At 70.0% G+C, this 23564-nt stretch carries 24 protein-coding genes; 7 read left to right on the forward strand and 17 right to left on the reverse strand.

The annotated features are described in order from the left end of the window. Positions 1-4 precede the first annotated feature (4 nt). The 6 genes from secD to KF684_02125 form a co-directional block, all read right to left on the reverse strand. On the reverse strand, positions 5-3436 hold the full coding sequence (secD, locus tag KF684_02100) for a protein translocase subunit SecD (GenBank protein ID MBX3351700.1): 3432 nt from the start codon (positions 3434-3436) through the stop codon (positions 5-7). A gap of 72 nt (positions 3437-3508) precedes the next feature. After that, positions 3509-4009, reverse strand: a complete 501-nt coding sequence (gene yajC / locus KF684_02105; protein ID MBX3351701.1) for a preprotein translocase subunit YajC — start codon at positions 4007-4009, stop codon at positions 3509-3511. Between the two features lie 114 nt (positions 4010-4123). Further along, positions 4124-5383 (reverse strand): queuine tRNA-ribosyltransferase, encoded by a 1260-nt coding sequence (locus tag KF684_02110; GenBank protein ID MBX3351702.1) that lies wholly within the window; start codon positions 5381-5383, stop codon positions 4124-4126. Continuing rightward, the gene (locus KF684_02115; GenBank protein MBX3351703.1) at positions 5380-6315 is read right to left on the reverse strand and encodes a rhomboid family intramembrane serine protease; all 936 of its coding nucleotides are present in this window, start codon (positions 6313-6315) and stop codon (positions 5380-5382) included. The genes KF684_02110 and KF684_02115 overlap by 4 nt, the downstream gene beginning before the upstream one ends. Before the next feature lie 75 nt (positions 6316-6390). After that, entirely contained in the window at positions 6391-7422 is a 1032-nt protein-coding gene (locus tag KF684_02120) for a hypothetical protein (GenBank protein ID MBX3351704.1), read from the reverse strand. Beyond that, positions 7422-7973 carry an NUDIX hydrolase gene (locus KF684_02125; GenBank protein ID MBX3351705.1) on the reverse strand — a complete coding sequence of 184 codons (552 nt, stop codon included), beginning with the start codon at positions 7971-7973 and terminating at the stop codon, positions 7422-7424. Before KF684_02125 ends, KF684_02120 begins: the two co-directional genes overlap by 1 nt. A 91-nt stretch (positions 7974-8064) precedes the next feature. Here KF684_02125 and xseA point away from each other — a divergent pair, with 91 nt between their 5' ends. The 7 genes from xseA (at position 8065) to KF684_02160 (ending at position 16813) form a co-directional block, all read left to right on the forward strand. Further along, complete coding sequence (xseA, locus tag KF684_02130; GenBank protein ID MBX3351706.1) at positions 8065-9612, forward strand: exodeoxyribonuclease VII large subunit; 1548 nt, start codon at positions 8065-8067, stop codon at positions 9610-9612. 21 nt (positions 9613-9633) lie between these two features. Continuing rightward, a complete protein-coding gene (gene xseB, locus KF684_02135; protein ID MBX3351707.1) occupies positions 9634-9993 on the forward strand; it encodes an exodeoxyribonuclease VII small subunit in 360 nt (119 codons plus the stop codon). Between the two features lie 9 nt (positions 9994-10002). After that, entirely contained in the window at positions 10003-11502 is a 1500-nt protein-coding gene (locus KF684_02140) for an A24 family peptidase (GenBank protein ID MBX3351708.1), read from the forward strand. A gap of 151 nt (positions 11503-11653) precedes the next feature. Then, positions 11654-12313 (forward strand): OmpA family protein, encoded by a 660-nt coding sequence (locus KF684_02145; protein MBX3351709.1) that lies wholly within the window; start codon positions 11654-11656, stop codon positions 12311-12313. An 81-nt stretch (positions 12314-12394) separates the two neighbouring features. Then, entirely contained in the window at positions 12395-14500 is a 2106-nt protein-coding gene (recG, locus tag KF684_02150) for an ATP-dependent DNA helicase RecG (protein MBX3351710.1), read from the forward strand. 39 nt (positions 14501-14539) lie between these two features. After that, positions 14540-16309, forward strand: coding sequence for a DNA polymerase/3'-5' exonuclease PolX (gene polX, locus KF684_02155; GenBank protein MBX3351711.1), 1770 nt, complete (start codon positions 14540-14542; stop codon positions 16307-16309). Between the two features lie 33 nt (positions 16310-16342). Then, positions 16343-16813 carry a transcriptional repressor gene (locus KF684_02160; protein MBX3351712.1) on the forward strand — a complete coding sequence of 157 codons (471 nt, stop codon included), beginning with the start codon at positions 16343-16345 and terminating at the stop codon, positions 16811-16813. A gap of 4 nt (positions 16814-16817) precedes the next feature. On the opposite strand, the gene KF684_02165 is transcribed toward KF684_02160, so the two are convergent. From KF684_02165 to KF684_02215, 11 genes are all read right to left on the reverse strand, one after another. Then, a complete protein-coding gene (locus KF684_02165) occupies positions 16818-17330 on the reverse strand; it encodes a biopolymer transporter ExbD (GenBank protein ID MBX3351713.1) in 513 nt (170 codons plus the stop codon). Further along, a complete protein-coding gene (locus KF684_02170) occupies positions 17327-17782 on the reverse strand; it encodes a biopolymer transporter ExbD (GenBank protein MBX3351714.1) in 456 nt (151 codons plus the stop codon). Before KF684_02170 ends, KF684_02165 begins: the two co-directional genes overlap by 4 nt. Further along, positions 17779-18558: a MotA/TolQ/ExbB proton channel family protein gene (locus KF684_02175; GenBank protein MBX3351715.1), complete on the reverse strand. Its 780-nt coding sequence runs from the start codon at positions 18556-18558 to the stop codon at positions 17779-17781. Before KF684_02175 ends, KF684_02170 begins: the two co-directional genes overlap by 4 nt. Next, positions 18539-18763, reverse strand: a complete 225-nt coding sequence (yacG, locus tag KF684_02180) for a DNA gyrase inhibitor YacG (GenBank protein MBX3351716.1) — start codon at positions 18761-18763, stop codon at positions 18539-18541. Before yacG ends, KF684_02175 begins: the two co-directional genes overlap by 20 nt. Beyond that, entirely contained in the window at positions 18756-19277 is a 522-nt protein-coding gene (gene tsaE / locus KF684_02185) for a tRNA (adenosine(37)-N6)-threonylcarbamoyltransferase complex ATPase subunit type 1 TsaE (GenBank protein MBX3351717.1), read from the reverse strand. The genes yacG and tsaE overlap by 8 nt, the downstream gene beginning before the upstream one ends. Continuing rightward, positions 19274-20188: a thiamine-phosphate kinase gene (gene thiL / locus KF684_02190; GenBank protein MBX3351718.1), complete on the reverse strand. Its 915-nt coding sequence runs from the start codon at positions 20186-20188 to the stop codon at positions 19274-19276. Before thiL ends, tsaE begins: the two co-directional genes overlap by 4 nt. Beyond that, complete coding sequence (locus KF684_02195; GenBank protein ID MBX3351719.1) at positions 20185-21423, reverse strand: hypothetical protein; 1239 nt, start codon at positions 21421-21423, stop codon at positions 20185-20187. Before KF684_02195 ends, thiL begins: the two co-directional genes overlap by 4 nt. 35 nt (positions 21424-21458) lie before the next feature. Further along, a complete protein-coding gene (locus KF684_02200; protein ID MBX3351720.1) occupies positions 21459-22559 on the reverse strand; it encodes a hypothetical protein in 1101 nt (366 codons plus the stop codon). A gap of 195 nt (positions 22560-22754) precedes the next feature. Continuing rightward, the gene (locus KF684_02205; protein MBX3351721.1) at positions 22755-22964 is read right to left on the reverse strand and encodes a hypothetical protein; all 210 of its coding nucleotides are present in this window, start codon (positions 22962-22964) and stop codon (positions 22755-22757) included. Continuing rightward, on the reverse strand, positions 22937-23212 hold the full coding sequence (locus KF684_02210; protein ID MBX3351722.1) for a hypothetical protein: 276 nt from the start codon (positions 23210-23212) through the stop codon (positions 22937-22939). Before KF684_02210 ends, KF684_02205 begins: the two co-directional genes overlap by 28 nt. Before the next feature lie 6 nt (positions 23213-23218). Then, the gene (locus tag KF684_02215) at positions 23219-23545 is read right to left on the reverse strand and encodes a DUF883 family protein (protein ID MBX3351723.1); all 327 of its coding nucleotides are present in this window, start codon (positions 23543-23545) and stop codon (positions 23219-23221) included. Between the last annotated feature and the right edge of the window lie 19 nt (positions 23546-23564).

Here is a 23564-nt window from a genome sequence, read left to right on the forward strand (position 1 = left end):
GTGCTCAGGCGGGGGTGGTGGCCATCGCGCCGGTCGACGCGAGTCCCTGCTGCCCGCTCTGGATCGGCTTGCGGGGCTTCTTCTGCCAGACGATCGGGGTCGCGATCGCGACCGAGGAATAGGTGCCCACGAGCACGCCCACGAGGATCGCGAAGGCGAACCCTCGGGTGCCCTGCCCGCCGAAGGCGTAGAGCGAGAACGCCGCGAAGAGCGTGGTGCCCGAGGTGATGATCGTGCGGCTGAAGGTCTGGTTGACCGAGAGGTTGATGATGTCTCGCGTCGCGTAGGGCAGGCGTCCCTTGTTCTCGCGGATGCGGTCCATGGTCACGATCGTGTCGTTGAGCGAGTAGCCGATGATGGTCAGCACCGCCGCGACCATCGCAAGGTCGATGCGGAAGGGCTCGATCAGGAACATCGCCGCCACGCCCGGGGCCTTGTCGTAGAGGATCTCGGCGCCGGCGACCATGCCGATCACGATGAGCGAGTCGTGGAGCTGGGGGACGGTGGCCGCGACGCTGTAGCGCAGCGAGCCGAATCGGACCCAGACATAAATCAGGATGCCCATGAGGGACAGCGCGATCGCGACGATGGCCTGGGCCGCGAAGGTGCGCGCGATCGCCGGGCTGAACGCCTCGATGCCGGCGAGACTGCTCGCACGCTCGAGGGCGTCCCGCAGGACCGCTTCCTCGCTCGCGGCGAGCGTCGTGCGCCAGCGGCTCTGATCGTCGAAGTAACTCACGCCCTCGTCGGTCGCGAGCATCGCGACGGCGCGGACCGCCTGCGGCGTCCCGTCGAGGATCACCATGAAGTGCGGGCGTCCGAGCGTGCCGGAATGATCGGCGCGGGTCCGGGTCGCGGCGAGGCGGGCCTCCAGCTCCTCGAGGGAGACGGGAGGCTGGATGTCGGAAACGACGACAGCCACGCCGCCGATGAACGAGTCGACGTTGTCGCGGATCTCTGGGCGATCGATGTTCTCGCCCAGAGCGCCCTGCAGGATGGGGCGAACAACGACGGCGCCGAACTGCAGCGGCGGGCGCGCGTCGAGGACGTCGCTGAACGACTCGAGGACGGCGCCCTCGACCGCCTCGCGGTTGGTGACGACTGTCTTGATCTTGAAGGTCCGGGACGTGACGTTGTCCGCCATCGGGTTGATCGCGATGACCTGCGCCGTGAGCAGACGGTTCACGTCGCTGCCGCTGGGTTCGCGCGAGGCGCGTTCGCGCAGGCGGGTCTCGACATCCTGGCGGGTGAGGGTTTTGCCCTCGGTGAGTTCGAGCGTGACGGCCGTGCCGCCGCGGAACTCGTTGTCGAACATGTCCGCGCCCTGGATCGCCATGACCGCGAAACTACCGACGAGCAGGACGCCCGAGGTGACGTAGAAGATGAACCGCTTGCCGATCCAGTCGATGTTGGGCTCGAGCAGGCGGTGCAGCGAGGGGACGACCGACGGGAGCATCGGGAGTCGCTTCATGATCCCGCCCTCGAGGAGGACGGTGTAGATGACGCGGGTGATCAGCAGGCCCGAGATGAGCGTGGTGACAACGCCGATGCCCAGGGTGATCGCGAAGCCGCGGATCTCGGGAGTGCCCACGGAGCCGAGCACCAGACACACGATCAGGTTGGTCACGTTGCCGTCGACGATCGCCGAGAGGCCCTTCGAATAGCCGATGCGGACCGCGGCCTTGACCTTCTGGCCCCCGGACATGATCTCTTCGCGGATGCGCTCGTAGATGATCACGTTCGCGTCGACCGCGATGCCGAAGGTGAGGATGACGCCGGCGATGCCGGGCATGGTGAACGCGGCGCGAGAGAGCGACATGGCGCCCAGCAGCAGGATCGCGTTGCACGCCAGGGCGACGACCGCGATCATGCCGGATGTCATGTAGTACACGATCATGAACGCGCTGATGACGATCAGCGCGAACACGCCGGCGACCAGGCCCTTCTGGAGGTTGTCGGCGCCGAGCTGGGGGGCCAGGACGGTGACGCTGATGGGCTGCTCGCTGAGCTTGGCCGCGAGCGAGCCGGCGGCGAGCGTGCGGATGATGTAGTTCAGCTCGGCGTTGCTGAAGCGACCCGAGATCTGGCCCTGTCCCTGGATCGCGTTGATGAGCGTGGGGGCGGTGTAGACGCGGTCATCGAGGAGAACCGCCATCTGGCGGCCGATGTTGTCGCCGGTCATGCGCCCCATCAGCGTCGCGCCTGTGGGGTTCATGCGGAAGTCGATCGCCGGTCGCCCGAGACGGTCGACGCCGGCGCTGGCGCTGTCGACGCGCCACGACCCCTCGGCCGGCGTCAGGCGCAGCCCCGAGCGGTCGTAGAGGAGGATGTAGTAGATGCCGTCGCGTTCCTCGACGACGAGGCGGTACCTCGTCGCGAAGTACTCGGCGGGCGCTGCCTGCAGGGCGCGCAGGCCCTGGATGTCGTCGTACCACGACTCGATGTCGTCGATCGAGTACCAGCGCGCCTCGGTCGACTGCACGTTGCGCGCGCCGCGCTCGCGCAGCTGCTGGCGGAGCTCGGCCTCGTTGGCCATCTCGCCCGGCTGGACCGCGATGCGGAAGGTGAGCACGCCGGCGCCCTGGAGGACGCGCATCAGGTCGGAGGGGTCGTCGTACCCGCGGCGCTGGGCCTCGTAGGTCTCAAAGAGCGAGACGATCTCGTTGAGCTCGGTCGCCAGGTCGGGGTGCTGCTCGCGCAGACGCTGCAGGGCGCGCTTGCGAGGGGACTCGATAGTCACCCGCTCGCCGCTGGCCTGGTCGGCGATGGACCGGTCCTGATTGGGAAGGTCGAGGGCGCGTCGGACCTCTTCGGGAGAGATCGCGGCCCGGAGTGCCTGGGCGCGGACACGCTCGTACTGGATCTCGGCGGCGGCGGCGGCGCCCACCAGGTCGTCGAGCACGTCCTCGGGCGCGTTCACGCTCTGCGCCTCGGTGAACGCGGCGCGCGCGGCGCGGGCCTCGTCGTACGCGCTCGCGGCCCGGCGCAGGAGCGACAGACGGTCCTCCGAGCCCGCGGCGAGCGAGACCAGCGCTCCGTCGCGCTCCGAGCCCTGCATGCGGATCGTGCGCTCGAGGGCGCCGGCGTCGATGCTGACCGTCTGGAGCGCCGCGAGCTTCGCGTCGATCTCACGGCGCAGGACCGTGACCGTCTGCGAGGCGAGGGGCATCGAGACCTCGATGCGGTTGTCGCCCTGCGAGATCATGGTGATGTCGAACTGCCCGTTCGGGTCGACGCGCTGCTTGAGGACCTCGATGGTGCGCCCGAGCACGTCGCGCGGGTTCTCGTCCCCCTCGATGTTGACGGCGTAGACGAGCGACACGCCGCCCGCGAGGTCCTTGCCCCGACGGAGCTTCTCAGCGGGCGGGATGATCGACCAGATCGAGATGAGCACCAGCGCCACGAGAACGGCGCCGAGTTGCATTGCCTTGCGCATGAAGAGGGTCTTTCGAGAAGGAAGCGCGACGCCCAGGAAGGCGTGGGAGAGCGATCGGGATGAGCGTTCGGGTCAGACGCCGACGGATTCGGGACGCTGGGACGACGCCGGGCCGCCCGGGGCGAGCCCGTCTGCCGCGGACTTCTTGAGCACCGCGGAGATCGCGGAGCGCGCGACGCGCAGCTTGGTGTTGGTCGCTTCGTCGACCTTGAGGACGATCTCGTCGTCGCGGACCTCGGCGACGGTGCCGATGATGCCGCCGACCGTCTGGACGCGATCGTGGCGCGCGATGGAGTTGAGCAGCTGCTCGCGCTGCTTCTTCTGCTTGCGCCCGCTGAAGATCTGCATGACGATCATGAGCGCGAGGAACGCGAACATGAACAGGAAGATGCCGCTGCCGCCGAACCCGCCGGGGGGAGGGGCCTGGCCGGGCTGGGCCGCTGTGCCGGGCTGGACGAGCGGGGCGCTCTCGCCGGAAGGACGACCGGCGACCGGGGGCGCCGCCTCGGCGGTCTGCGCGAGGATCGCGCCGGAGAGCATGTCGAGCGAGAGCGTGGGGAAGTTCAGGTTCATACGCGTTGGATCGCCTCGTGCGTCGGTCGGGGTCGAGACGGGGTCTCGGGGGAGTGTTCGGGAGGGCGACACGAACGATGGTCGCCCGGCGAGACACGCCCGGTCGGCGCGGGGTCAGGGTGCGGGGTTGTCGTCTGGCTCGCCTTCGTCGCCCCCGTGGAACGCCACGGGCCAGCGCCGGGCGAGGCCGGACCAGTCATCTTCGCGGATCACGCGGCGAATGTCCAACATCAGCCGCTGGAAGTGCCGGAGGTTGTGCAGACTCACCAGGATCGGTCCCAGCATCTCCTCCGCCATGAACAGGTGGCGAATATAGGCGCGGCTGAAGGCCCGGCCCTCGACGGTCTCCCAGCCGTGAAGGCCCGGGCGGCAGGCAAGGCAGTCGCAGGTCTCGTCGATCGGGCGATCGTCCTCCGCGAACCGGGCGTTGCGCAGGCGGACCTGGCCGGTCGGGGTAAACGCGTTGGCGTTCCGGCCGTTGCGCGTCGGGAGCACGCAGTCGAACATGTCCACCCCGGCCCTGACCGCCGCCACCAGGTCGCGCTCGTACCCCACGCCCATCAGATACCGGGGCTTGGGGTCCGGCAGCAGCGGCGCGGTGTGCTCCACCACGCGCACGATCTGCCCGAAGCCCTCCCCCACCGCGACGCCCCCAATCGCGTAACCGGGCAGATCGACCTGGCAGACGCGCTCCGCGGACCACGACCGGCGCTCCAGGTCTGTCCCGCCCTGCACGATCCCGAAGAGGGCCTGGTCATGCGGTCTGGCGTGCGACGCCTTGCAGCGCTCGAGCCACCGGACGGTCCGCTCGTTGGCCTCGTCGAGACGGGACGCGTGGTCGATCTTCCGCTTGCGCGAGGTCGCCTGCTGGGCGGTCAGGCGCTGGCGGGTCTGGTTGAAGGTGCTGGGGTCGACGCTGGGCGGGCAGTCGTCGAGCGCCATGATGATGTCGGCGCCCAGGGCGTTCTGCACCTCCATCGCGCGCTCGGGCGAGAGCGCGATCATCGACCCGTCGACGATGGACTTGAAGGTCACCGCGTCGTCGTCGAGCTTCACGATGTCGGACATCGAGTACGCCTGGTAGCCACCCGAGTCGGTGAGGATCGGCCCGGGCCACCCGATGAACGGGTGCAGACCGCCCCGGCGCGCCACCAGGTCCGGCCCGGGGCGCAGCAGGAGGTGGTAGGTATTCCCCAGGATGATCTGCGCGCCGGTCTGCGCCACCAGATGAGGAAGGATGCCCTTCACGGTCCCCTTCGTGCCCACCGGCATGAAGGCCGGCGTGTCGAACGAGCCGTGGGGCGTCGTCACCCGACCGACGCGCGCGTGCGTCGAGCGGCATCGCGCCGAGATGTCAAAGGACAGCGCGCTCATCCGCGACGTTTGCTCTGCGACGCGCGCTCCAGCGCCTTCTTCTCCGCGTCGCTCAGACTCTGCAGGCCCTGCGTCGCGACCTTCGCGAGGATGCGATCGATCTCGGCGTCGGACGGCGCGCCGGCTCGGGACTTCAGCCGCTCACGCTTCTCCGCGGCGCGCCGGCCCTTGGGCGAATCAGGCGGGGGCGGGCTCTTCCCGAAAACATCGAAGAAGTCGTGCAGAAGGTGCGAGTTGCGGACAAAGAAATACCCGGCGATCGCCCCGCCGATGTGCGCGGCCTCGCCGCCGGCGTTCTGCGAGCCCATCAGCAGGCCCAGCGCCGCGATGCCGACATAGATGTACGCGAAGGTGCGGATCTTCAGCGGGATCGGCGGGAACAGCAGCACGATCCGCTCGTCCGGCCGATAGAACGCCGCGGCCATCAGCACGCCGAACACGCCGGCCGACGCGCCGATCAGCGGCGTGCGCGGATCGTTGAAGAGCAGCCCGGGTATCCCCAGCGTGGTCATCGAGCCGAGCAGGTTCAGCACGAGATACGCGATCGCCCCGAAAATGCCGCAGACCAGATAGAACGCCGCGTAGCGCCGGAACCCCATGCGGCTCTCGACCAGCGGGCCGAAGATCCACAGCGCGAGCATGTTGAACCCCAGGTGCAGCATGTTCGCGTGGAGGAACTGGAACGTGATGAACCGCCAGAACTCCAGCCCGAAGACCGTCTGGCCGGTCGGCGTCTGCATGAAGAAGGCGGCGGCGGTGTTGAAGTTGCCGAAGCGGGCCAGGGCCCCTCGCAGCAGCAGCCCGTCCACGAAGAAGATCGCGACATTCACCACGATCAGCCACGTGGTGAAGGTCCAGCCCATGGGAGAGACGCGCCCGTCGTCGTAGGTGCGTCGTTTCACCCGGATGTAGTCGCGGTCGTGGATACCCATGCGTGCAGTTTCGTCGGCGAAGCGGGGGCTCCGGCGTGAACGCCGCCCCTTGTTCGGGACCGGCGCGGGGCGATGTTAGCCCTCCCGACGCTTTTTGGTGGCCCGGTCGAGCGTCTTCCGCTCGGCGCGCGTCAGACTGTCCATGCCGCTCGCGGCGATCTTCGCGAGCACTCGGTCGAGCTCCTCCTGTTCCTGCGACTCCTCGGCGCGGCGCTTGAGCTCCTTCTTCGAGGGGCCCCGGACGCGCGGGCGGTCGTCCTCCTCGCGCCACTGCGCCGACGCGGCCCAGGGCGACGCGATCTCGTCGGCCGCGCGCAGGGTGCGCCGCTCCAGATAGCAGGTCAGCCCGCCGAAGATCGCGATGCCCAGCAGCAGCGTCTCGTTCGCCACCAGCCCGAAGATGCCCAGACCCACGGCGCACACGAGCCCGACCGTCAGGACGATCTCCGTCGCCTGGCGCTTGTCCATCCTCGCCCAGAGCCCGGCGTGGAGCAGGCGCCCGCCGTCGAGGGGGAACATCGGGACCACGACATTGAAAACGAGGATGAACAGGTTCACCGCGTGGGCGAGGAACAGGACCGTCTCCCCCCAGGACAGCCCGCCCAGCGCCAGCCCCAGGTCGAGCGGGTTGAAGAGCACGCGATCGCCGATCCCGGTCGCGAACATCGCGCCGACGAGGAACGGCAGCAACAGCACATTCACCGCCGGCCCCCCGGCCGTCGTGACGAAGTGTCCCTTCGGGGTGTCGGGGGGCATCACGCTCGCCAGCCCGCCAAGGGGCCACATCAGGATGTCGTCCGCCTCGCCCCCGACCCAGCGACACGCGAAGCAGTGCCCGAACTCGTGGAGCAGCACGATCACGAACAGGAGCGAGATCGTGATCGCCGTGAAAGGCAGCCCGATGCTGTCCTTCGCGATCGTCGCGAAGAGGAGCTGCGCGACGGCGTAGATCACGAAGATGACATGGATGCGCACGCGGATCCCGGCGACGCGCCCCAGCGTGAACGCCCACTGGAGCGGGTTCTCGGCGTCGCCGAAGACGCGCGAGAGCATCGCGCGGAAGCGGTCGCGCCCGCCGTCGAAGCGCTCTCTCCCGGCGGGGTGCATCACAGCAGCCCCTTCCGTCGCGCGAGGAGCAGGGCGAGCATCGACTTCGCGTCGTTCAAACGCCCGTCGTCGATCATCGCGAACGCCTCGTCGATGGTCACCGGCTCGACCTCGATGTCCTCGTCCTCCTCGAGGCGCTGCCCGACATGGGACAGCCCCGTCGCGAGATAGGCGTGCATCATCTCGTCGGACAGGCCCGGGCTGGTCAGGTACGACCCGAGGCGCGTCATGGTCCCGGCGTTGTAGCCGGTCTCCTCGATCAGCTCGCGGCGGGCCGTCAGGGCCGGGTCCTCGCCCGGCTCGAGCGTGCCGGCGCACAGCTCGGCGATGACCGCCCCCACCGAAGCGCGGAAGTTCCGGATCAGCACGACGCGTCCGTCCCCCAGCAGCGGGACGATCACCACCGCCCCCGGGTGCCGGATGAAGACGCGTCGATGCGACCCCCCATCGCCCGCGACCCGTCCCGGCGTCCCGGCACGCCGGACCTCGGCCTCGACATAATCGAACTTGGGGCCTCGGACGAGCACTTTCGTCGAAACGACTTCGGGCATCGCCCGATCATATGAATGAACCGCCCGGCGCGATGCACGCGCCGACGACGAAAGGCGCCCCTTGGCGAGATCCAAGTTCGACCCATCCCGGATGAAGGCGTCCCGCGGCCCCCTCGCCGGCCCGATGCTGCCCGGGATCGCACCGCCTGCCCCGACGCCCCCCTCGGAGCGCCTCCCGTCCGGGGACCCCACTCCCGACGATCGCCCCCTGACCGTCTCTCAGCTGGCGAGCGTGATCGAGCGCGCGCTGCGAACCGGCGTGCCGGCGCCCATCCGGGTCATCGGCGAGGTGTCGGGCTTCCGCGACCGCACCCACTGGTGGTTCGATCTCAAGGACGAGGGCGCCGTCATCTCGTGCGCCATGTTCCAGTCGGCGGCCCGAAAGGCCGGGTTCACCCCGACCAACGGGCAGGAGGTCGTCGCGACCGGGCGCGTCGCGTTCTACGACAAGCAGGGCAAGACGCAGATCTATGTCGACTCGCTCAAGCCCGTGGGCGTAGGCGAGCTGGAGATGCGCTATCGAGCCCTGTGCGAGGAACTCCGCGCGCTGGGCTGGTTCGATCACGAGCGCAAGCGCGAACTGCCATGGTTCCCCCGGCGCATCGCCGTCATCACCTCGCGCACCGGCGCGGCGTTGCAGGATGTGCTGAACACGATGAACCGGCGCTGCCCGGCGGTCGGAGCAACGATCATCGACGTGCGTGTGCAGGGCGACGCCGCCGCCGGAGAAGTCGCCGCGGCGATCGACTGGGTCTCGCGCGAGCACGAGTCGATGGGCGTGGACGCGATCATCGTCACGCGAGGCGGGGGCTCGATGGAGGACCTCTGGGCGTTCAACGAGCGCGTCGTCGCCCAGGCGATCGTGCGATGCGCGATCCCCGTCGTCGCCGCGATCGGGCACGAAACCGACACGACCATCGCCGAACTCGTGGCCGACGAGCGCTGCGCCACGCCCACGCAGGCCGCGATGCGCCTCACCCCCGACCGCGCCTCGCTCGGCGAGCAGCTCGACCAGTACGAGCGCCGGCTGGGCAGCGGCCTGCGCGCCTCGGTGCTGCACCAGGTGCAGCGCGTGCGCGCCGCCCTGCGAAGCCCGCTCTTCGCCGACCCGATGTTCCTCGTCCGCCGCCCGAAGGAACGCCTCGAAGCCGACGACCGGCGCATGCGCGACGCGCTCAGGCGGAAGGCACAGACCTCGCGCGTGCGCGTCGAACGCCTCGCGTCGCGCCTGGCCGTCGGTCGCCCGGAGGCCGTCTACGCCGTGCGCTCCGCCAAGATCGTGCAGCTCGAGCAGCGCCTGCGCGCGTCGCTGCGTCACGACTTCGAGCGCCGCTCGTCGACCCTGACCGCGATGGCGCGCACGCTCGACGCGATCGGCCCCATGAATGTCCTGCGTCGCGGGTTCTCCGTCACGCTCGACGACCGGGGCAACGCGGTGCGCGACCCCTCGCAGGTGCGCGCCGGCGACCGGCTCGCGACGCGCGTCGAGGGCGGGACCGTGCGATCGATCGTCGAGGGGACGCGCAGCGTGCCCGCCGCGACTCCCTCGCAGGCCCGCGACGCCGCGCAGGCCGCCGCCCGCCGACAGGGGCGCCCGGCGCGCCCGGACGCGCCGCGCGACCAGATGGACCTCTTCTAAAGCATCGGATACCTTCCCCTCGTGAGCGAACGCCAAGCCAAACCCGTGAAGCCCTCGCCGACGCCCAAGTCCTCGGGCGTCGACGCCGAGAATCTCACCTTCGAGCAGGCGGTTGAACGCCTCGAGGCGATCATCGCGCGCATCGAGTCGGGCGAGGTCGGGCTCGAGCAGTCCATCCGGGAGTACGAGCACGGCGTCGCGCTCCTCAAACGCTGCCGCGGCATCCTCGAAACCGCCGAGCAGCGCGTGGAAGAGTTGACCGCCCCGAAACAGACCCAAGGGGCTGGGGCAGGGCCCGCGCCCTCGCCCTCAACGCCTGCGCCCTCGCCGCGGGCCGCGAACGCCGCGGCCGACGGCGACGACGAAGAGGCGCCCTTCTAACCCGTGGGAATGACCCTCGCCATGGCGTCGTGGTGGTCGTGGGCCGGCTCGGCGCTGGGCGTCGCGTTTCTGTTCTGGGTCGGCGCGTGCATCGGCTCGTTCCTCAATGTCGTCGCGTACCGCCTGCCGCGCGGCGAGGGGCTGTTCTCACCCCCCTCGCGATGCCCCTCGTGCGAGACGCGCCTGCGCTGGACGCAGAACCTCCCGATCTTCGGCTGGCTCCTGCTGGGGGGTCGGTGCCGCTTCTGCCGCTCTCGGATCTCCGCCCAATACCCGGCGGTCGAGCTGATCACCGCCCTGCTGTTCGCGTTCTTCTTCGCCGCGTGGTTCGGCGAGACCTCGGGACAGGCGTGGTTCGGCGGCGCGCTGCGCCCCGCCTGGGCCGACCCCGGGATCGCGCGCATGTGGCCCATGCTGCTGCTGGTCTACGCCACGATCGCCTCGCTCATCGCGATGACGCTGATCGACGCGAAGACCTTCATGATCCCGCTCTCGATCCCGTGGTTCCTCACCGCGCTCGCCCTCGTCACCCACCCGCTTCACGCGGCGGCGCTGAGCGCCCGCTCCGTCACGCCGCTGAACGCCGGGTGGACGATCCCGATCCCGGCCGGCGCGCACGGCGTGGGCCTGATGCTGGGCGGACTGGCGGGCGTCGTCGCGTGCGCGCTGCTGCTGAAACTCCGCGTCATCCCCCGCAGCTTCGCCGACTTCGAGCGCTGGGCCGCCGAGTCGCAGCGCGCCGGCGCAGGCGAGCAGGCCGAGGCCCTCGACGGCGGGACCGCCCAGCTCGGGCCCCTGCTGATGCGTGTGCTGTACCTCACCGCCCCGGCCGTTTCGCTCATGGCAGGCGGCTTCGCGCTTGGCCTCCAGATCGGACGCCCCCTGGAGGCCACCCTGCTGGGCACGCTCGTCGGGCTGGGCATCGGCGTGGTGATGCGCCGCTACGCCCCCGGGGGCCGCGACGACGCTCCGAGGGCCGGGTCCAGGCCCGACCAGAGCACCATCGAGCCGGAGTGGATCCGATACCCCCACGCACGGCGCGAAGCCACCAAGGAACTGCTCTGCCTGGCCTGCATCGCGCTCTTCGCCGCTCTTGGCTGGTTTCTGGGCGGCGTCGCCCTCGCCGACCAGCCCCCCCTCTGGATGCGAGCCCTCGCCGGCGCGTCCGCCGGCTACCTGATCGGCGGCGGGATCGTCTGGCTCGTGCGCATCTTCGGGACCATCGGCTTCGGCAAAGAGGCGATGGGCATGGGAGATGTCCACCTGCTCGCGGCGGTCGGCGCGGCGCTCGGCTGGCTCGACCCGGTTCTCGCGTTCTTCACCGCCCCGTTCTTCGGGATCGCCTGGGTGGTGATCAGCGCGACGCTGCTGCGCGGCAAGGGGGGCGTCGCCGTCGCGATGCCCTTCGGGCCTCACCTGGCCGCCGGCACGATCGCTGTCCTGCTCGCCTGGCCCCTCTACGACCGGCTCGTCGGAACCTTGCTGGGCACAATCGCTGCGGCCCCATGAGGTTGCGCTCTCAACGCCCACCCGATTCGACCCGCTGCGCTTGACAAACCCGCGCTTTTACGGTTCCATCGCGCATCCCCGATCGGGCGGCGCAGGACGCCCCGCCCGGCCCTCGCGATCGCAACACCCGACCCAGCCGAGATCTTCGACCATGCCCACGCGCTCCAAGCGGATGTTCACTCTCCTGACAGCCCTCCTCGCCGTTGGCGTCACGCTCGGCGGCTGCGCCGACGATCAGGCCAAGCGCCGCGCCGCGCTGCTCGAGCAGGAAGCCAACGAGCTGCGCGCACGCAACGAGCAGCTCGAGTCGGCGCTCTCCGCGTCCAACGACGAGCGCGCCCGCCTCGAGCAGGACATGCTTCGCCTCGAGCGCGACAAGGCCCTCGCTCAGAACCAGCCGCGCACCACTGCCGCCACCGGCTTCGAGGGCATCGCGGGCGTCGGCTCCTCGCGCGGCGCCGGGGGAGAGGTCATCGTCGACATCCTGGGCGATGTCCTCTTCGACTCGGGCAAGGTCGTCCTCAAGAACTCCGCGAAGCAGTCCCTCGATCGCGTCGCGCAGGTCATCAACAGCAGTTACTCCGGGCGCGTCATCCGCGTCGAGGGCCACACCGACTCCGACCCGATCCGGCGCAGCGAGTGGAGGACTAACGAGCGCCTCTCCGCCGAGCGCGCCCTCGCCGTCCACGAGTACCTCGCCAGCAAGGGCGTCGATCGCAAGCGCATGCACATCGCCGGCTTCGCCGATGCACGCCCTCGCGACACCAAGGCCCGCTCCCGACGCGTCGAGATCGTGATCCTCGCGAACTGAACCCGTCGCGCGAAGATTCGCGCACGGACCCCGTCACTCGGCCGGGCGCCGCTCCGCGGACCCGGCTATTTTCGTGCGCCGATGTCACCGACTCCCGACATCACGCTCCGAACCCCTGTCACCGCGATCCCGGGAATCGGCCCCGCGCGCGCCGAGGCGCTCCGCGCTCTGGGCGTGCGCAACATCGGGCAGCTCGTCGCCTACCTCCCCTTCCGCCACGAGTTCGAAGCGGGCGAGGACAAACTCGTCAACCTCCAACCCGGGGGCGTCGTCTCCGCCCGGGGAGAGGTCACCGCCACGCGCGTCGTACGTGGGCGCAAGACACGCTTCGAGGCCGTCCTCGCCGACGAGACGGGCCGGCTCGACCTCGTCTGGTTCAACGGCGCTCACCTCGTGAAATCCATCCACCCCGGCATGCACATCCGCGTGCAGGGAAAGTCGCGCACCCACGCCGTGCGCACTTACGGCATCCAGCTCGTCAACCCGCGCTGGGAACGCGTGCGCGAGGACGAGCCCCCCATGGGCGCAGGCCCCGGCGCCGACCGGCTGCGCCCCGTCTACCCGGCCAGCGAGTCCATCGAATCCCGCGCCATCGAGGGCGCGATCGAGAAGATCCTCGCTCGTGCGCTCCCGCTCATCGAGGACCACTTCCCCGAGCAGTTCCGGCGCGAACGCGAGTTGCCCTCCCTCGCAGACGCCCATCGCATGATGCACCGCCCCGACAACGAGCAGGAGGTCCTCTCCGCCCGTCGCCGGCTCGCCTACGACGAACTCTTCATGCTCCAGCTCGCCGTGCAGCTCCGGCGCGCGAAGCAGCGCCGTGAGACCCGCGCGCCCGCCCTCAAGTGGAGCGAGCGCATCGATGCGCACATCCGAGAACGCATCCCGTTCACACTCACGCCCGGGCAGGACTCCGCCGTCCGTGAGATCGCGAAGGACCTCCAAAAGGAAACGCCGGCCAACCGGCTCATCCAGGGCGATGTCGGCTCGGGCAAGACCGTCGTCGCGCTCTACGCGATGCTGATGGCGGTCGCGTCGAACAAGCAGGCCGCGATCATGGCGCCCACCGAACTCCTCGCCGAGCAGCACTACCTCAACATAGTCGCGCTCCTGAAGGGCAGCACGGTGCGCGTCGAGCTCCTGACCGGCGCCCAGGCGAAGGAAGACCGCGAGTCCACCCTCGCGCGAATCGAGTCCGGAGACGCAGACATCGTCATCGGCACCCACGCGCTGCTCACCGAGCGCGTCCGCTTTATCGACCTCGCCGTCGCGATCATCGACGAGCAGCACCGCTTCGGCGTCCACCAGCGTGCGACCCTGCGAGAGAAGGCCGACGACCCGACCTCCACCCCCCACACCCTCGTCATGACCGCGACGCCCATCCCGCGCACGCTCGCGCTCACCATCTTCGGCGACCTCGATGTCTCCAACATCCAGGGCCTGCCCCCAGGACGCCAGCCCATCTCCACGCGCGTCGTCGGAACCGAGCAACGCGACGAGGTCTACGCCTTCGTGCGCGAGCGCCTCGACCAGGGCGATCAGGCGTACATCGTCCTCCCGGCCATCGACGACTCCGACTCGCTCCGCGGCGTGCGCTCCACCCTCGCGTGGCTCGAGCAGTCGCACTTCGCCGGAAAGCGCGTCGCCGCCCTCCACGGCCAACTCAAGCGCGACACCCGCGAGCATGTCATGGAGCGCTTCCGCTCGGGACTCATCGACGCCCTCATCGCCACCACCGTCATCGAGGTCGGCGTCGACGTGCCCAACGCCGCGATCATCGTGATCGAACAGGCCGAGCGCTTCGGGCTCGCGCAGCTGCACCAGCTCCGAGGGCGCGTCGGGCGAGGGCCAAACAAGAGCGTGTGCATCCTGATCGGCGAAGCCGTCACCCCCGACGCCGTGCTGCGGCTCGACGCGATGAAAGCCATCGCCGACGGGTTCCAGCTCGCCGAGAAGGACTTCGAGATCCGCGGCCCGGGCGAGATGCTCGGGCTCAAGCAGGCCGGCGCCCCCCCGTTCAAAGTCGCCGACCTCGCGCGCGACCACGACCTGCTCCGCATGGCCCGGCGCGACGCCGCCGCGTGGATCGAGCGGTCGCCCGACCTCGCCGACCCGACCGAGGAACTGCTCCGCACGCGCATGCTCCGCGCCCACGGGCAGTGGCTGGGGCTCGTTGATGTCGCCTGACGACACGCGAAACCCGCGCCGAATCGCTAGGATCTCGCCATGAGCGTGAACCAGGCACTCGCCGCCAAGTTCGAGCAGATCGCGGCGATGCTCGAACTCACCGGCGCCGACCCCTTCCGCGTCAACGCGCACCGCAAGGCCGCACGCGTCATCGAGGAATCCTCCGAAGACTACGCCTCCCTCGCCGACGATCGCGACGCGCTCCTCGCGATCGAGGGCGTCGGCCAGAAGACCGCCGACAAGATCATCGAGTTCGTCACCACCGGCGACATCGCGGAGCACGCCGAGCTCTGCGAGCAGGTCCCCTCCGGGCTCCTCGACATCCTCGAGATCCCCGGGCTCGGTCCCAAGACCGTCAAGGCGCTCTGGGAAGAACTCAAGGTCGTCGACGTCGAGGGGCTCAAACGCGTCATCGACGACGGGTCGATCCTCACACTCCCGCGCATGGGCGCCAAGAGCGTCGAGAAGATCAAGGCGGCCATCGCCTTCTCCGAGACCAGCGGCGGGCGCACGCCCCTGGGCATCGCGCTCCCCCTCGCCGAGCGCTTCGCCCACGCCCTCCGCGTCCTCAAGGGCGTCGATCGCTGCGAGTTCGCCGGGTCACTCCGGCGCGGCAAGGACACCATCGGCGACATCGACCTCGTCGTCAGCGCGAAGTCATCCCACGCCGAAGCCATCGGCGAGGCGTTCCGAACCATGCCCGAGGTCAAACAGGTCCTCGCCGCCGGCGAGACCAAGTCCTCCGTCCGCGCCGTCGTGAACGGGGGCGCCCTGATCCAGATCGACCTGCGCATCGTCGAGCCCGCGCAGTTCGGCGCCGCCCTGCTCTACTTCACCGGAAGCAAGGAGCACAATGTCCGCCTGCGCGAGCGGGCGCAGAAGAAGGGGCTGACCCTCAACGAGTACGGCCTGTTCAAGGACGACGGCGAGCCCGCCCCGCAGAACCGTGGGAAGAAGCCGATCGCGTCCGAGACCGAGCAGGCGATCTACGACGCCCTCGACGCGCCGGCGCCGCCCCCCGAACTCCGCGAGGACCAGGGCGAGCTCTCGCACAAAGCAGGCCACGACTTCGACCTGATCACCCTCGACGACATCAAGGCCGAACTGCACGCGCACACCACCGCGTCCGACGGCGCGCTCTCCATCATCGAACTCGCGACCGAGGCGAAGCGCCGCGGCTTCCACACCATCGCCGTCACCGACCACAGCAAGAGCCAGAAGGTCGCAGGCGGGCTGGACAAGAAGCGACTCCTCGCCCACATCGAGGCGATCCACGCCGCTCGCGACGAGGTCGAGGGCATCGCGATCCTCGCGGGCTCTGAAGTCGACATCATGCCCGACGGCTCGCTCGACTACGACGATAATCTGCTCGCGAAGCTCGACATCGTCGTGGCGTCGCCCCACTGGTCCCTCGCGCAGAAACCGGAAGAAGCGACGGCGCGCCTGCTCAAGGCCATCGAGCACCCGCTGGTGGACATCATCGGGCACCCGACGGGCCGCCTGATCAACCGTCGCGAGGGTCTGGCGCCGAGCTTCGGCGAACTCTTCGCCGCCGCCGTCGAGCACGACACCGCGATGGAGATCAACTCCCACTGGCTGCGCCTCGATCTTCGAGACACGCACGCGCGAGCGGCGATCCACGCCGGTGTAAAGATCGCCATCGACTGCGACGTGCACTCGATCACGGACTTCGAACACCTGCGCTTCGGCGTGCTGACCGCGCGCCGCGCCGGGGCGAGCCCGAAGCACTGTCTCAACGCCTGGACGAAGAAGAAACTCCACGACTGGCTGAGAGCCAGACGCCGCTGACCCGCCGCGCCGCACGCCCCCCGGAGACCGCCAGTGCCGTCAGGCCGATCCCCCAAGCCCGTTCCCAGCGTCGAGATCGTCGAGCCGCTCTGCGCCGTGTTCCGGCGGCACCTCAAGAAAGAGGGCCAGAAGTACACACCCGAGCGTGCGCAGATCCTCGACGCAATCATCCAACTGGACGACGTATTCGAAGCCGAACGCCTGCTCGAACTCCTCAAGGGCTCGGGCTTCCGCGTCAGCAAGGCCACGATCTACCGCACGATCAAGCTCCTGCAGGACGCCGGCATCATCCAGCAGGTGCTGGTCGACGCCGAGCACGCGCACTACCAGCTCGCGTACGGGCGTCGCCCCCGCGACCTGCTCGTGCGCGTCGACACGGGCGAGATCATCCCCATCGAGATCCCCGAACTGATCGAGATCCGCGACCGGATCTGCCGCGCGATGGGCGTGACGCCCCAGGGGCACCGCCTGCAGATCTACGCCGTCGCGTCCGGACCGCGCTGAGCGCTCAGGGCCGCGCCGGCGCGCCGGGAGAGCGTGCCAGGGACGCGCCGCGCGCGCCCGAGCCGGCACAGGCCTCGTACACGCGGATCACATCCTGATACGCCGCGCCCGCGCCCGGCTGCACGATGATCTCGAGCGATTCGATCGCGCCCGACTCGCGCAGCTCTTCGAGCCGGCGCTCCAGCTCCGCGATCGACGCGTCCGCCAGGTTGAGCCCGCTGACCAGCGCCTCGCCCCCCTCGCCCCTCGTGAGCGTCACGCGCACACGCGTCGGGGGCAGATCCAGCGCGAAGGGGTCGTCGGGCGCGTCGGTGTCGCTCGGCTCGTTGCCCTGCGCCGCGGCCTGGTCCTGCTCCACCTGCGCGCCCAGGAACCACTCCGGCCCCAGGATCGTCGTCCCGGCCATGAAGAAGATCAGGATCACCATCACCACATCGACCATCGGCGTCATGTTCGGGCCGAAGTCCCGCGCAGCGACCGTCGTCGCGGTTCGCAAACGGAAGCGACCGGCGCTCATGGGCGGTCCCCCGCGCGGGATGCGGCCAAACGGACATCGCGCACGCCGGCCTCGGCGCACGCGTCCATCGCCCGCTCGACCCATCGGTAGGGCGCCGCCCCCGGCGCGCGGATCTCCACCACGACGTCCTGCACGCGCGACGACTTCTCACGCAGCATCGTCGCGATCTGCGCGAAAGTGACCGACTCTCCGTTGACCACGACCCCCGGCTCGTCTCCCGGCGCGATCTCGCCCCCGCCACTCGCCGGAACAAGGTTGATGATGAAGCTCTCGCGCGGCGACTCCGTCTCGCCGAGGCGCGCCTCGGGCAGTTCAAGCGGGATGCGCTGGCCCTCCGCGAGCTGCCCCACCATCAGAAAGAAGATCACCATACACAGCACGACATCGATCAGCGGCGTCGCGTTCACCGCGGAGACCGTCTGCTCGTGCTGGATGGCGTGCCGCTTCTTCACGGCTTCTCGCCGGCCTTCGAAGCGGTCGTCGAGGTGTCGAGCGCGCTGTCCGGCAGCGACTCCACGATCTCCGCCGACACGACCATCGCGCGCGTGCACACGCGATCAACGATCGTGCGGAAATACCCGTACGCCAGAAGACTCGGGATCGCGAGCATCAGCCCGAAGAACGTGTGGAACAGCGCCTTCGAGATGCCCAGCGACAGCTCGCCCGGGCCGGCGCGCCCGCCCGTCTCGCCCAGCGCCGCGAACGCGATGATCATCCCGTACACCGTCCCCACCAGCCCGAGAAGCGGGCCAAGGTGCCCGATCACGTTCAGCATCTCGATGCGCCGGAACCACCACGCCGACTGCTCCGACGCCGCCAGCTCCGCGTTCTCTCGCGCGCCCTCGCGACCGGTCGCCGTCGCGGTGAGCGCGGCACGCACCACGCGCCCGATGAAGGTGTCGTCTTTCTCCGCGTCGCGGCGCAGGCCGGCCCAGTCGGCGCGCTTCACGCGACCTCGAAAGCTGTCCACCGACGAACTCGGCAGGATCACCGACTCTCTGATCTCGAGGAAGCTGCGGATGATGATCGCCACCGAGAGGATCGACCCGAGCACGATCAGGATCGTGAACAGGTCGAACGACTCCCAGAACAGGCGCATGACCGTCGAGCCGACCCGCTCGGCCCCCGCCCCCGCGTCGGCCGGCGACGCGGAAGCCGAACCCGCGGCGGCGCACAACGCCACGAGCGCGACGGCGCCCCGGACGCGATCACACCTCGCCGAAGTCATCTTCTTCCAGCGGCCGGGACACGACATATCCGCCCCCGAGCCAGCGCCCGAGGTCAACGAGCTTGCATCGCCTGGTGCAGAACGGGAACGACTCGCCATGAACATCGACCGCTCCATCGCAGATCGGACAGCGCACGCCTTGCCCGGGCGTCGGCCCGTCGTTACGCGCTCGCTTCGGATCATCGGTGCCTCGCGTCTCACGCATCGCCCGAATGGTAGTGGAGCGAGCCGAGCCGCGTTGCCCAGCCACCGGACCCGCTCCCGGAAGCATCCCCCGACCACGAGAGCGTCACCAGACGACGATCACCCCCCGCGTGCTCAATCCGGACACGCAGCGCGGATTCCGGGATCGCGTCCCCGAGACGCTCGGGCCACTCGATCGCGAGGATCGAGCGACCGTCCGCCATCCGATCCCAGCCGATCGCCTCCAGATCCTCGCCGGATCGCACCCGATACGCGTCGACGTGCACCAGCACGGGCGAAGGCCCTTCGCCCGCGCCGTACTCGTGCGCGAGAACGTATGTCGGGCTCGAGACCGCCGTCTCGTCGTGCCCCAGCCCTCTCGCCAGCCCACGGACGAAACGGGTCTTCCCGGCGCCCAGCTCACCCTCCAGCGCCAGCACATCGCCGGCGCGCAGCAGCCGAGCGATCGCCGCTCCCAAAGCGACGGTCTCGCCCTCGCCGCCTGTTTCGATCACGATGGGCGCCTTCACGCTCATGCGCCGCGGTGCTCCCAGCCAAGATCGCCGGCGTCGACGCGCTCGCCGCGATCGGTCACGATCACGCACGCCGGCGCATTCGCGGCGCGTTCGACCACGCGCCCGATCCGCGTCACGCGCGTGCCCTCCCCCAGCGTCGCCGGGGGCTCGCGCGACGACGCGAAAAGCAACTCGTAGTCCTCGCCCTCCCCCGCCGCCGCCCGCCAGTCCGCGACGCCCTCGTGCATCGGAATCGCCGACGCCTCGATCTCGACGCAAACGCCCGACGCGTCCGCCAACCTCGCCGCATCGCGCCCGAGCCCGTCCGACAAATCCATCATCGCGCGCAGATCGGCGCCCAGCGCGTCGCACAGCTCGCGCCCCTCGCGTACCCGCGGCGTGAAGGTCAGGTGCCGCCCCGACGCGAACGAGCCGCCCAGCGAGCCCGTCACGAACACGCCGTCGCCGACCCTCGCACCGCTGCGCAGCACCGCGCCGCGCGTCGGGTGCGCCCTGCCCAGCACCGCGCAGGTCAGCACCGTCGGCCCGTCGACGCGCGCGATGTCGCCCCCGATCAGCGGGCAGCCGAACCGCTCGCCCCAGTCGTGCATCGCGTCGAACAACTCGCGCTCGCGATCGAAGGAGTCCCGCAGCGCGCCCGTCGCGAGGGCCGCCAGCGCCGTCCCCCCCATCGCCGCGATGTCCGACACGCTCCGCGCGACCGCCTTCCTCGCGACCAGATCGATCGGCGTCGCTCCAGCGTCGTAGTGCCGCCCCTCGACCAGCTGGTCGACCGTCAGCAGCAGGTCGCCCTCGACCCGGACGACCGCGCAGTCGTCACCCGGGCCCACGAGCACCCCGGCGTGCGACGAGTCCGTCGCGACGGATCGCGCGTAGATGTGGCGCAGCAGCACCGACTCGGGAGTGCTCATCGCGACGCTCCCTCTTCGAGGAGCGCACGCAGCATCGTCGCGTGGCGGGCCGTCGCGCCCTGGTGCGCCGTCACGCAGCGCAGCGCGGCGTCGGACATCGCCCCCCGGCGCGCCGCGTCGTGCAGCAACTCAGACAGGTTCCCAGCGAGCGCTTCGCGTGAGGAGACGATGAGGGCCCCGGAGTCGCGCAGCGCGCGAACACTCTGGGCAAAGTCCCCGTAACGCTCGCCGATCACCAGGGGCTTGCCCAGAGCAGCCGGCTCCATCGGGTCCGAGCCGTGCAGCTTCCCGAACGATCGCCCCAGCGCCACGACATCCGCGAGCGCGTACGCCTTGCGCAGCTCGCCGATGGTGTCGAGCAGAAACCGCCCCGACTCGCTGCCGCGATCCCCCCTGGACCTCCTCGCGCACCCGGGCAGCGCCGCCGCGGCGTCGTCGAACCACTCGGGCCTTCGCGGCGCGCAGAGCAGCTGCGCTCCCTCGGGCGTGGCGTCGCGCAGCAGCGCGTGCTCCTCGGGCGCCGTGCTCCCGGCGACGATCAGGGGCCTCGACAGGTCGATGCCCATCTCCGCCGCGAACGCCTCGGCGCCCTCGACCCGCTCGCCGACGCGCACCGCGTCCCATTTCATCGAGCCCAGCACGCTCACGCTCGCCGGGTCGGCGCCCATCGCGACGAAACGCGCCGCGTACTCCTCGTCCTGCGCCGCGCAGCGAGCCAGCGAAGCGAACGACGAACGCAGCGCCGGACGCGCCACGCGGTACCCCTTGAACGACCGCTCGCTCAGACGCCCGTTCACGATCGCCACCGGGATGCCCCGACGCGCGCACTCCTGCGCGAAGTTCGGCCACAGCTCCAGCTCCACCAGCGCCACCGCGTCGGGGCGCACGGCGTCGAGGAACCGCCGGACCGCCCCCGAAAAATCCAGCGGGAACCGCACCACCCTCGCGCGCCCGGCGTGAACCTGCCCGGCACGCGCGATGCCCGTGTCCGTCGTCGCGCTGACGACCACATCCACGCCCCCGTCCTCGACGAGCGTGCGCACCAGCGGCCCGATCAGGTTCGTTTCACCAACCGACACGCCGTGGATCAGCAGGCGCCGGCTCGACCCGGCGGGCCTCTCCAGCGCCGCCACGCGCCCCATGCGCTCACGCCAGCCCTCGCGCCGTTTCGACAGCAGCGAGGGCAGCAGCGCCGGCAGAGCGAGCGTGTATGCGATGTCCAGCGCGAGGCCCATGCGGCGCAAGGGTACGCGAACGGACGGCGCGACGCTCAGTTGCCCGAGACGAGGATGTCGTCGAAGCGGTCGACCTCGCCCGAGCCTGCGACCGGTCGGAGGGGCGAGCCCTCGAGGCGCAGGTACCCGACGCGCCCGTCGCGGTTGGGGTCCTGACGGCGCGCGAAGTACAGCCGGTCGGGACCGGCGGAGTGCACCACGATCGAGCCGCGCGCAGCCTCGGGAGTCGCGAAGTCCTGCCCTGCGCCCGAGCCCAGGCGCTGCCCTCGCGCCAGACTCGGGCTGCCGAGGATGCCGGCGAGGGTCACGCCCACGTCGCGCGGGCCGCCCTGCCCAGAGTCGCCGCCCAGAATGCTCCCGCCCACGGTGTTGGCCGAGTCGACCGTCTGCGGCACCGGGGGCTCGCCCAGGCCGGTGGAGAGGAAGTACCCGGCGTTCGAACCCCAGTAGAACGAGGCCACCGCCGCGTTCGGCGCGTTGGGATTGTTCGGCGAGAACGGAAGCCCGAAGTTGTAGTTCGTGCTCGAGCGGTCCGCGGTCTTGTTCTCGCGCCAGATCACCATCGGGATGCCGAAGGGGTCGATGAGGTCGATGTACTTCGTCGCGTCCGTCACGCCGCGCGCCGCGGAGGTCTGCCCCTCGACCGGGCGCACAACCTTCTCGTCGAGCCGCAGGTAGCCGGGGCCGCCCGCGCCGGAAATGGCGTCGTCGAGACTCACAAGCACAGCGAGCGTACCGGCGCTGAATCCGTCTCCCTCGCCCGGGCCGACCAGGAATCGGTTGAACTGCGACGCAGGGGTCACGGACGAATCCGTGACGATGCCGCCCACGAGGTCGAGCAGCACGTTCTCCGTCTCGGTAAAGCCGAAGTTCTGCGCGTTCGTACGGTTGCCCATCTCGTCGGGCGAGAAATACCCCGGCATGCGGCGCTTGTCCGACTGGAACGCCTGCGACGCGTTGACGACCTGGGTCGCCAGCGACTGCGCCTGCGTCTTCCTCGCCGCGTTGCGCACCGTGCCCAGCGTGGGGATCAGGATGCCGATCAGCAGCACGATGATCCCGACCGTGACGAGGAGCTCGATCAGCGTGAACGCGCCCGAGTGGCGGGCGTCGAGAGTGCGGCGGGAACGCGTCATGCGCAGGGAACTCCGGGCGTAAGCGGCGCGACAGGCAGGCGACGCCGAGCGGGCGACGCCCGGGCGACGCACATCGTCGCCCTGAACCCGATTCGGCGCACCCGCTCGCACGGTTCCCCCCGCTCCGGGGGAAATGTCGGCGGCGCGACGCTCGGATCCGCCCGAAGTGTAGCGAGACGAGGCCGCCCGGGCGCCCTACCGACGCGCCCGGGGTGCAGCGCGACGACGGGGCTTCACGAACGACGACAGCAGCACCCCGCCCGCTCCGGCGGCGGCGAGCCACCACCACTTCGACGACGCGAACCCGCGCGCGATGTCCCGGTCGAGATCGCGCCCGGCCAGCAGCAACCGGTCCTTGGCGGCGCGCACCTCGGCGCCTATCGGGCGCGTTCGCTGGTCAGCCATGCAGCGCCTCCCGCCAGAGTCATCGTGAGGAGACCTGTGATCATCGCCGCGCCCGGCGCACCGGTCTGCGGCTCAAGAACCAGGAAGAGCCCGGCGAGCGCGAAGCCCAGCCCGAGCAGGAACACCGCCGCCGTCAGCAGCATGACGATGGCGCGAGAAACCATGCGCGACGCGTTGCGCCGCACGCTGCGCCCCTCCGCCTCGGCGAGGTTCGTCAGGGCGAGGGCGAGTCCGATGAGCTTGGTCATGGCCGGTCACCTCCTGTCGAGGAGTTTGCCGATCACGACGCCGACGCCCAGCGCGATCATCACCGCGGCGAACGGGTGCTCCTCGATGTGGTGCTCGACGTCGCGCTTCGCGGCGCGACCGGTGTCCTTCGCGTCGTCCCACGCCTCGCCAAGCTGTTCGAGCCGCTTGCGCGCCTCGTCTCTGGCCGCGGCGCTCGCGCTGTGCACGCCGGTCTTCGTCGCGGAGACGACATCCTTGCCCAAGGCCGCGAGGTCCTCTCGCACCGCCCTCAGGTCGTCGCGGAGTTGCTCGATCTCGGAGCGTGTTTCGTCGTTTACGATCGCTTTGCTCATGGCGTCATGCCTTTCTGTG

Source organism: Phycisphaeraceae bacterium, assembly GCA_019636675.1.
In the GTDB taxonomy this organism is placed as follows: domain Bacteria; phylum Planctomycetota; class Phycisphaerae; order Phycisphaerales; family UBA1924; genus JAHBXC01.

What these genes read in the sequence shown, in the direction of transcription:
- KF684_02125 (MBX3351705.1), bottom strand. Translation starts at nt 7,973, where the DNA reads ATGCCCGAAGTCGTTTCGACGAAAGTGCTCGTCCGAGGCCCCAAGTTC.
- yajC (MBX3351701.1), bottom strand. Translation starts at nt 4,009, where the DNA reads ATGAACCTGAACTTCCCCACGCTCTCGCTCGACATGCTCTCCGGCGCG.
- thiL (MBX3351718.1), bottom strand. Translation starts at nt 20,188, where the DNA reads ATGAGCACTCCCGAGTCGGTGCTGCTGCGCCACATCTACGCGCGATCC.
- tsaE (MBX3351717.1), bottom strand. Translation starts at nt 19,277, where the DNA reads ATGAGCGTGAAGGCGCCCATCGTGATCGAAACAGGCGGCGAGGGCGAG.
- KF684_02110 (MBX3351702.1), bottom strand. Translation starts at nt 5,383, where the DNA reads ATGAGCGCGCTGTCCTTTGACATCTCGGCGCGATGCCGCTCGACGCAC.
- KF684_02200 (MBX3351720.1), bottom strand. Translation starts at nt 22,559, where the DNA reads ATGACGCGTTCCCGCCGCACTCTCGACGCCCGCCACTCGGGCGCGTTC.
- KF684_02165 (MBX3351713.1), bottom strand. Translation starts at nt 17,330, where the DNA reads ATGAGCGCCGGTCGCTTCCGTTTGCGAACCGCGACGACGGTCGCTGCG.
- KF684_02120 (MBX3351704.1), bottom strand. Translation starts at nt 7,422, where the DNA reads ATGCACCCCGCCGGGAGAGAGCGCTTCGACGGCGGGCGCGACCGCTTC.
- KF684_02145 (MBX3351709.1), top strand. Translation starts at nt 11,654, where the DNA reads ATGCCCACGCGCTCCAAGCGGATGTTCACTCTCCTGACAGCCCTCCTC.
- yacG (MBX3351716.1), bottom strand. Translation starts at nt 18,763, where the DNA reads ATGCGTGAGACGCGAGGCACCGATGATCCGAAGCGAGCGCGTAACGAC.
- xseA (MBX3351706.1), top strand. Translation starts at nt 8,065, where the DNA reads ATGAAGGCGTCCCGCGGCCCCCTCGCCGGCCCGATGCTGCCCGGGATC.
- KF684_02195 (MBX3351719.1), bottom strand. Translation starts at nt 21,423, where the DNA reads ATGGGCCTCGCGCTGGACATCGCATACACGCTCGCTCTGCCGGCGCTG.
- KF684_02210 (MBX3351722.1), bottom strand. Translation starts at nt 23,212, where the DNA reads ATGACCAAGCTCATCGGACTCGCCCTCGCCCTGACGAACCTCGCCGAG.
- recG (MBX3351710.1), top strand. Translation starts at nt 12,395, where the DNA reads ATGTCACCGACTCCCGACATCACGCTCCGAACCCCTGTCACCGCGATC.
- KF684_02215 (MBX3351723.1), bottom strand. Translation starts at nt 23,545, where the DNA reads ATGAGCAAAGCGATCGTAAACGACGAAACACGCTCCGAGATCGAGCAA.
- KF684_02205 (MBX3351721.1), bottom strand. Translation starts at nt 22,964, where the DNA reads ATGGCTGACCAGCGAACGCGCCCGATAGGCGCCGAGGTGCGCGCCGCC.
- KF684_02115 (MBX3351703.1), bottom strand. Translation starts at nt 6,315, where the DNA reads ATGGGTATCCACGACCGCGACTACATCCGGGTGAAACGACGCACCTAC.
- KF684_02140 (MBX3351708.1), top strand. Translation starts at nt 10,003, where the DNA reads ATGACCCTCGCCATGGCGTCGTGGTGGTCGTGGGCCGGCTCGGCGCTG.
- secD (MBX3351700.1), bottom strand. Translation starts at nt 3,436, where the DNA reads ATGCGCAAGGCAATGCAACTCGGCGCCGTTCTCGTGGCGCTGGTGCTC.
- polX (MBX3351711.1), top strand. Translation starts at nt 14,540, where the DNA reads ATGAGCGTGAACCAGGCACTCGCCGCCAAGTTCGAGCAGATCGCGGCG.
- KF684_02175 (MBX3351715.1), bottom strand. Translation starts at nt 18,558, where the DNA reads ATGACTTCGGCGAGGTGTGATCGCGTCCGGGGCGCCGTCGCGCTCGTG.